7 protein-coding genes and 1 pseudogene are annotated in these 6512 nt (G+C 71.6%); 3 read left to right on the top strand and 5 right to left on the bottom strand.

All coding sequences use genetic code 11. From position 1 onward, the window contains the following. Nucleotides 1-191 (bottom strand): hypothetical protein (locus VIU94_RS24675; RefSeq protein ID WP_331914203.1); only part of this gene is annotated, 191 nt, incomplete at its 3' end. 101 nt (nucleotides 192-292) lie between these two features. Here VIU94_RS24675 and VIU94_RS24680 point away from each other — a divergent pair. After that, nucleotides 293-1414, top strand: coding sequence for an ADP-ribosylglycohydrolase family protein (locus VIU94_RS24680; protein ID WP_331914205.1), 1122 nt, complete (start codon nucleotides 293-295; stop codon nucleotides 1412-1414). A 19-nt stretch (nucleotides 1415-1433) separates the two neighbouring features. On the opposite strand, the gene VIU94_RS24685 is transcribed toward VIU94_RS24680, so the two are convergent. Further along, nucleotides 1434-2216: an SDR family oxidoreductase gene (locus tag VIU94_RS24685; protein WP_331914207.1), complete on the bottom strand. Its 783-nt coding sequence runs from the start codon at nucleotides 2214-2216 to the stop codon at nucleotides 1434-1436. Between the two features lie 80 nt (nucleotides 2217-2296). On the opposite strand from VIU94_RS24685, the gene VIU94_RS24690 reads away from it, so the two are divergent. Continuing rightward, the gene (locus VIU94_RS24690) at nucleotides 2297-3124 is read left to right on the top strand and encodes a hypothetical protein (RefSeq protein ID WP_331914209.1); all 828 of its coding nucleotides are present in this window, start codon (nucleotides 2297-2299) and stop codon (nucleotides 3122-3124) included. Between the two features lie 132 nt (nucleotides 3125-3256). On the opposite strand, the gene VIU94_RS24695 is transcribed toward VIU94_RS24690, so the two are convergent. From VIU94_RS24695 to VIU94_RS24705, 3 genes are all read right to left on the bottom strand, one after another. Beyond that, on the bottom strand, nucleotides 3257-3457 hold the full coding sequence (locus tag VIU94_RS24695; RefSeq protein ID WP_331914211.1) for a DUF397 domain-containing protein: 201 nt from the start codon (nucleotides 3455-3457) through the stop codon (nucleotides 3257-3259). A 178-nt stretch (nucleotides 3458-3635) separates the two neighbouring features. Continuing rightward, entirely contained in the window at nucleotides 3636-4499 is an 864-nt protein-coding gene (gene relB, locus VIU94_RS24700; protein WP_331914213.1) for a type II toxin-antitoxin system RelB family anti-toxin, read from the bottom strand. A gap of 169 nt (nucleotides 4500-4668) precedes the next feature. Then, nucleotides 4669-5391: a GOLPH3/VPS74 family protein gene (locus tag VIU94_RS24705; protein ID WP_331914215.1), complete on the bottom strand. Its 723-nt coding sequence runs from the start codon at nucleotides 5389-5391 to the stop codon at nucleotides 4669-4671. A gap of 162 nt (nucleotides 5392-5553) precedes the next feature. On the opposite strand from VIU94_RS24705, the pseudogene VIU94_RS24710 reads away from it, so the two are divergent. Continuing rightward, a pseudogene (locus VIU94_RS24710) lies at nucleotides 5554-6512 on the top strand (D-alanyl-D-alanine carboxypeptidase); the annotation flags it as partial.

The following is a 6512-nucleotide window of genomic DNA, read 5'->3' on the forward strand; positions in this document are numbered from 1 at the left end:
GCCGCGACGGCGACGGGCGCGGCGACGGCGGCGACCATCGCGAGGACGGCGGCGGCGCGCAGGGTGTTCTTGAGCACGATGGGCTCCTGTCGGGAGGGGCTGGACTGCTCCTCGAGCGTCGCCGACCTCCCGGGGCCCGTACGTCCCTCCAGAAGCGGGACCGGCTCCGCCGCGCGGCGGAGGCGATTCACGGCCACGGTGACTGGAAGGTGCCCTGAACCGACCGTTCCTGATCGGTTACAGTGCTGCGCCAGACCGCCGCCGAGTCGCCACGGGAACCACGGGGGGACGTGTGACCACAGCAGTAGCCGCCGCCGTCTGGGGCCGCGCCGAACAGCAGGACTTCCGCTCGCGGGTACGCGGCTGCCTGCTCGGCGGCGCGGTCGGGGACGCGTTCGGGGCGGGGGCCGTCGGGCGCTCGCTGGAGGAGATACGGGCCGCCCATGGCCCGCAGGGCCTGACCGAGCCGGTCCCAGCGCACGGCAGACGCGGCGCGGTCACCGCCGCCACCCAGATGACCCTGTTCACCGTCGACGGCCTGGTCCGCGCGCAGGTCCGCCGGGACATCGGCGCCTGGCACCCGCCGACCGACGTGCACCGCGCCCATCTGCGCTGGGCCGCCACCCAGCGCGACTGGGGCCCCGACGAGCGCCGCAGGGACAACGGCTGGCTGGCCCGCCAGGAGTGGCTCTACGCCCGCCGCGACCCCGCCCGCGCCTGCCTGACCGGGCTCGGCGACGAGCGTGCGGGCACCCTCGACAAGCCCAAGAACCCCGACGCCCGCGACGCCGGCGCGGTGGTCCGCTCGGCGCCCTTCGGGCTGCTCGTCGGCTGGGAGCCGGAGCTGGTGTGCCAGCTCGCCGTCGAGTGCGCCGCCCAGACCCACGGCCACCCCGCCGCATACCTGTCGGCCGGGGCCTTCGCGCTGATCGTGCACGGCCTGGCGCGCGGCGAGACCGTCGACGGCGCGGTGCAGCGGGCACTCGGCCAGCTCGCCCGGCGGCCCGGCCACCAGCCGGTCACCGACGCGCTGCAGCAGGCTCTCGGGGCCGTGCGCCAGGGCATACCCGGGCCCGGCAGGGTGGACGCCCTCGGGGCGGGCGAGGACCTCGCCGAGCACGCCCTCGCGGTCGCCGTGTACTGCACCCTCGTCGGCGAGGACATACGCCACGGCCTGCGCCTGTCCGTCAACCACGACGGCCCGTCCGCGGCGACCGGCGCCCTGACCGGCGCTCTGCTCGGCGCCCTGCACGGCGAGACGGCCCTCCCGCCGGCCTGGCTGGCCGAGCTGGAGGGCCGTGCGACGATCCTGGAACTGGCCGACGACTTCGCGATGGAGATGACCCAGGGAGCCGCGCTGCACAGCCCGGCGGAGTCCTCCGAGGGCTGGCTCGCCCGCTACCCCCGGGACTGACCGCCCCGCCCCGGCGGGGTCAATGCATCAGCTCGCCCGCGTTGACGAGCAGCGACTGGCCGGTGATCGCCCGGGCCCGGTCCGACGCGAGGAAGGCCACGGCCTCCGCCACGTCGCCGTCCGTCGCCAGCTCCGGCAGCGCCATCCGGTCCGTGAGCCGGGCCAGCACCTCGTCCTCCGGCACCTTCTCGGTGTGCGCGGCGAACGTCACGTACGCCTGCACCGGCGGCCCCCACATCCAGCCGGGCAGCACGGTGTTGACCCGGATCCGGTGCGGCCCGAGCTCCCGCGCCAGCGAGTACATCGCCGAGGTCAGCGCCCCCTTGGACGCCGCGTACGCCGCCTGCCGCACCTGCGAGGGCGCGGCCACCGCCGACTGCGTGCCGATCAGGACGACGGAGCCGCCCCGCTCCTTCAGCGCCGGCAGGCAGGCCCGGGTCATCCGCAGCGTGCCCAGCAGGTTCACGTCCAGGACGCCCTGCCAGGTGGCGAAGTCGGCGTCCTCCAGGCCGCCGAAGTAGCTGTCCCAGGCGGCGACATGGACCACCGCGTCGACCGCCCCGAACCGCTCCACGGCCAGCGCCGCCAGCGCCTCGCACTGCGTCTCGTCGGTGATGTCGGTGGCGAGGTACGCGGTGTGCTCGCCCTTCGGGTCGAGCTCGGCGGCGCAGGCCGCGAGCGTGGCCTCGGTGCGCGCGCCGAGGACCGCGTTGCCCCCGTCGCGCACGACCGTGGCGGCGACCTGGCGTCCGAGGCCCGCGCCGACCCCGGACACGACGACGGTCTTTCCCTGGAGCAGCATCCGAGGCCTCCCGACTCTGGTCATACATCTGACGGCCCGTCAGAGTAGGTCTCCCGCATCGACTTGGGAAGGGGCAGCGAATGAGCGACGACACCCGCAGCGAGGCGTACGCGGAGCTGGCCGCGGTCGGGCCGTACGGAATCCGCCCCGGGCACGCGCTGATCACCATGGTGGAGCCGCACCCGGGCCACGAGTACGCGTACAACCGCTGGTACGAGGACGACCACTACTACGCCGGCGCGATGGCGATGCCCTGGATGTACGCAGGCCGCCGCTGGGTCGCCACCCGCGCGCTCCAGGAACTGCGCTACCCGGAGAAGTCCGCGGTCGCCCAGCCGGTGAGCGCCGGCTGCTACATCTCCACGTACTGGATCACCGACGGCCGCTACGCCGACCACATGAAGTGGACGGTCGCGATCAACAAGCGGCTGAACCGCGACGCCCGCGTCCACCAGGCCCGGACGCATGTCTTCACGTCCTTCCAGGACCACGAGGCCACCGTCTACCGCGACGGCGCGGCCGGCCCCCGGGACTTCCACGCCCTGGACCACCCCTACGCGGGCCTGGTGCTCCAGGTGATCGACGCGGAGAGCGCGGAGCAGCGGACCGAGCTCCTGGAGTGGCTGCGGACCCGCGAGCTGCCGCGCCGGCTCGCGGGTTCCCCGGCGGCGATGGCGACCGTCTTCCGGCCGACGCCGCTGCCGGGCGACCGGATGACCTACGTGAAGCAGGTGGAGGGGGTCGACACCCGGCTGACGCTGCTCTGGTTCCTGGAGGAGGATCCGCGCGACTGCTGGGAGGAGCACTTCACCGGGCTCGACGCGGGCGGGCTCGGGAGGGTGGAGCTGGTCGCGCCCTTCATCCCGACGGTGCCGGGGACGGACCGCTACGTGGACGAGCTCCGCTGAGGAAGCCCAGGAGGCTGAGGCAGCTCAGGACGCTGAGAAAAGGCCGAGCCCTCTCGGCCGGGACGGCGAAACAGGTCGAGAGGGCTCTGTGCTGGTGCGTGCTGCCGATGGGGATCGGGACGAGCGGAGCACTCAGAGCGTTCCCGTGCTCACTTCTCCCACGAAGGCGTTCCACGTGTGCGGCGCGAAGGTGATCGAGGGGCCCTCGGGGGCCTTCGAGTCACGCACCGCGATGGAGGCCAGGACCGGGGACTTGACCTCCACGCAGGCGCCGTTTCCGCCGGAATAGGAGGACTTCGTCCAGCTGTCCGTACCGCCCTGAATAATCGCCATGTTCTTGGCTCCGATTCTGCCGATCGAGTGCCACACCGACGGTTTTGCCGGCGTGCTTTCTGGCGTGATCGACGCTACTCGTCGCCCTTGGCGCGTGGGGCAGGCGTTCACTCGTGAGGATGGCATATTCCAGACGGACTTCCGCTGGAGTGATCCCGGGGTGTACCGTCCGGCCCTTTCAGTTCGCGTCCGCGTACTCCTTGGCGATCCGCTCGATGAATTGCCGGGTTTGTTCGACATTCAGAGCCTGTGCGCGAAGGTGCTCGTACATGACGCTGTACTTGGCGACATCATTCGCCTTTTCCAGATACAGGTCGCTCGTCACGCCCTCGATGTACACGACACTGGAGTCCGATGCGTCCGGGAATTCCAGGATCGCGTAATGCCCGCTGATTCCCGGATGAGCCCCCATGTCGAACGGAAGGACCTGCACGGTCACATGCGGCAGCTGCGACTGCTCGACGAGATGCTCCAGCTGCTCGATCATCAGCTGCTTGTTGCCGACGATCCGGCGCAGCGCGCCCTCGTCGATGACCGCCCACAGCCGCAGCGGATGCTCCTGCGCCTTGATCCGGTCCTGCCGCCGGGTGCGCACGTTCACCCGTTTCTCGACCTCGCCGGGCGTCGACTCCGGCAACGCGCCGTGGATGAGCGCCTCGGCGTACCGGTGCGTCTGCAACAGACCCGGGATGATCTGGGGTTCGTACACCCGCAGGCTCTCGGCGTCGGTCTCCAGGCCGATGTAAACGCTGTACGGGATGTCTCCGAAGGCATGCCACCAGCCCTGCTGGCGGGAGTCCTTGGCCATCTGCATCAGCGACTCGACGACCCGGTCGTCCTCGACCTCATAGACCCCGCACAGGTCGCGGACGTCGCGCTGACTGATGGAACGACGGCCGTTCTCCAGCCGGCTGATCTTCGACTGCGACACCAGGAGGCGCTCCGCCACCTGCTCGGCCGTCATGCCCTTGAGCTCGCGAAGCCGGCGCAACTCCTGGCCCAATCGACGACGCCTGACGGTGGGGTTGACGTTGGACGCCACGGAAACTGCACCTCCGGCTGCGTAGCTGTACGTATCTACTGCTTGGCAGACTGCCACCAAAGGTGCGCGGCGCGCTGGAAAACAGCGACAACACAGGTGCGCGGGACAGCCGGAGAAGGCTGCCCCGCGCACACGTGCGGCTCCCGAAACGGGTCGTGCGGGTAGTGCGTCAGTGCGCGACGGCGCGGGCCATGCTGCCGCGGCTCGGCTGCACCGGGACCGCCGCCTGGCGGCCGCCGGGAGCGGCGGAACCACGGCGGGGCTGCGCGCCCACACCGTTCTGGACGTCCATCACCGCGTGCGCGACGAGACCGCCCATCGGGTCGTGCCGGATCAGGTCGCGCAGTCGGGACCGCGACGACCGTCCTTCGTTGCCGGGGTACAGGTGCTTGCCGAGACCGACCGCGTGGGCCAGCGCGGCGAGCGCCGCGGTCCGCGGGTCCGGCGGTACACCGGTGCGGATCGCACTGTCCAGCCGGGCCCTGATGTCCCGGCTGATCGCCGTGTCCGTCGCCTGGTAGCGAGTCGTCGGCAGCACTCCGCACATCTGGCCCGCCACGGCATGCACCATGCCGCACCGCTCCAGATGAGCGAGGTAAATCTGGCGGAGCCCCAGTCGGGGTCCGCCGATCCAGTGGACGGCCCGAACCGGGCTGCCGCGCCTGCGCAGCAGTTCCAGTGCGGAGTCCAGAGTCGGATCTCCGGTCGGCCGTGGCATCACCACGGCGATACGATCCCCGTCAGGGGCTATCCGTCCTGCCAGAGCCAGCTCCACTAGCTGTGCTCCGGCCAGGCCGAGGTCGAGCGACTGCGGCTGCGCTGTGGTACCCGTGGTCGGGTCCAGAGCGAGCAGCAGAAGCTCCTCCGGAAGTGTTCTGCGGCTCCTGCCCATCCATGCCTCCCCGCGTGGATGAATGACAGGGTGACCCCTCTCACATTCATCTGTCGAGAGTGCCTGGGTGGTTCGGGCGGGAACCAGTAGGTATGTCGTTCTCGTCTAGCACGGGAGCCAAGGGGTTCACACAGGACACTGGTAGATGGTTCGGACGAACGCATGACGCATGGAGGAGGCACGGTGGCGGGCGAGTCCCCCGACAGGTCGGAGCAGCGGAAGTCGTCGGGGGAGGCGGCTTCGGGCGGACTGGATCCGCGACTGGCCGTCTTCGGCGATTCCGGCTCCCGGGTCCAGGTGGACCAGCCGACGGCCGTCTTCAAGACCGTGTCCCCGCGTGCGCCGGAGGCGGACACGCCGTCGGACGTGTCGGAGACGGATGCGTCTGAGTCGGACGCGTCGGACGCGTCGGACGCATCGGACGCGTCGGAGCCTGAGGCGCCGGCGTCCGAGGAGGGCGACGACCGTCTGAAGGCGGCGGTGGCGGCGTGGGTGGCCAAGGACGAGGACGCGGAGTCTTCGGACGAGCAGTCGTCGGACGAGGACGCGGACGCGGAGCCCGAGGAGCCCGAGGCGGACGAGCCTGCCGCTGAGGCGACGGACGAGGACGAGCCCGAGGCCGAGGCGACCGACTCGGACACCGGCGCGGAGCCGGACTCCGACGACGACGAGGACGAGGGCGAGAACGACTCGGACTCCGACGACGAGCCGGAGGCGGCCGAGACGGCCGAGGCCTCCGACGCCGCTCCGAAGCCCGACGCCGACTCCTGGTTCGCCGCCAAGAAGCCCGCCCCCGCCGCGAGCACGGCAGAGACGGCTGAGAAGGCCGAGGAGCCCGCCCCGGCCGCCTCCGAGGCCCCGAAGGCCCCCGAGGCCCCCAAGGCGGCGGAGAAGCCCGCCGCCGGGGTCGACCAGCCGACCACGATGTTCAAGGCCGTGCGACCGCCCGTCGTCGACCAGCCGACCACCGCCCTGAAGCTCCCGCCGCTGCCCAAGCCCGAGCCGAAGCCCGAGCCGAAGCCCGAGCCGAAGCCCGAGCCCAAGCCCGAGCGCCCGAGCAGCACCTACGTGCCGCTCCGGAAGGACGACAAGCCTGCGGCGCCCCCGGCCCCGGCCCCGGC

Origin of the sequence: Streptomyces sp. (genome assembly GCF_036566765.1) — a bacterium.
GTDB lineage: Bacteria > Actinomycetota > Actinomycetes > Streptomycetales > Streptomycetaceae > Streptomyces.